Here is a 1,375-nt window from a genome sequence, read left to right on the forward strand (position 1 = left end):
TACTGCAACGACACTCCGTGACCGGAAGTCATCACGGTCGTTGGTCCGTTCGTGTCGATGGAGATAGTTGACGGTTGGTCAGATGCGTTCGCGGACTTCGCGGGGCGGTTCGCGGGCCGGTTCGGGCGGGTGGAGCCGCGCCGGCGGATGGTGTCCTACCTGCGGGGATTGCTTGGCGAGTCGGAGCGCAAGAACGGCTGGACCCTGGCGGAGGCGGCCGGGGATGCCGGTCCTCAGGGGATACAGCGGCTGCTGAATCACTACCGCTGGGACGCCGACGCTCTGCGTGACGACGTTCGTGACGCGGTTGTGGAGCTCGTCGGAGATCCCGACCGGGGAATTCTGATCCTCGACGAGACGGGCTTTCTCAAGAAGGGGGGCCGCTCGGCAGGTGTGGGTCGGCAGTATTCGGGGACGGCGGGCCGGATCGAGAATTCCCAGATCGGGGTCTTCCTCGCGTACGGCTCCGAGAAGGGTCGGGCACTGATCGACCGGGAGCTTTATCTTCCGAAGGACTGGACATCGGACCGAGAACGCTGCCGGGCGGCGGGTATCGGCGACGAGGTCGAGTTCGCCACCAAACCGGACCTGGGCCTGCGAATGCTCAAGCGAGCCGTGGAATCCGGTATTCCCTTCGGATGGGTTACCGGCGACGAGGTCTACGGTCAGGCGGGGCGGATCCGACTGTGGCTGGAAGAGCATGAGATTCCCCATGTGCTCGCCGTTCCGAAATCGCAGATGGTCATGACCATGGAATTCTTCGGACAGGCCCGTGCGCACGAGCTGGTCGGCGAGCTTCCCGACGACGTGTGGACGCGCCTGAGCTGCGGCGACGGTGCTCACGGCTCGCGCGAGTACGACTGGGCGGCAGCCGCAATCCGACCCTGGCGGCTCGCGGGCTGGGATCACTGGCTTTTGGCACGGCGCAGCCCCGTGGACCCCACGGAAATGGCCTACTACATCTGCTTCTGCCCGGCCGGTACCCCGCTGGATGAACTTGCGCGGATCGCAGGATCCCGGTGGATGGTTGAGGAATGTTTCCAGACGGCGAAGAATGAAACCGGACTCGATCACTACCAGGTCCGCGGCTACACGGCGTGGTATCGGCACATATCCCTCTCCATGGCCGCCCTCGCCTTCCTTGCCATCTTGCGAGCGGAGGCAAAAAGGGGGATCTGGAAGGCGGTGGCGGACGATATCTGGTACCCGTGACCATGAATGAGGCCCGGCGGCTCTTCAACCGTATTTCTTCTCCGGTTCGCCACAGCACGAAGCATGTACTCGCCTGGTCCATATGGCGAAGAAGAAGCCAAGCTCGAGCCCGCATCAGCCATTACAGACGCCGAGGACATCCTGAAGTGTCGTTGCAGTACTA

1 pseudogene is annotated in these 1,375 nt (G+C 63.6%); it reads left to right on the forward strand.

Annotated features, from left to right (window positions below):
• Positions 1-57: 57 nt before the first annotated feature.
• Positions 58-1,375, forward strand: a pseudogene (locus tag ACH4XV_RS48460) (IS701 family transposase); the annotation flags it as partial.

The organism is Embleya sp. NPDC020630 (assembly GCF_044334985.1).
GTDB lineage: Bacteria > Actinomycetota > Actinomycetes > Streptomycetales > Streptomycetaceae > Embleya.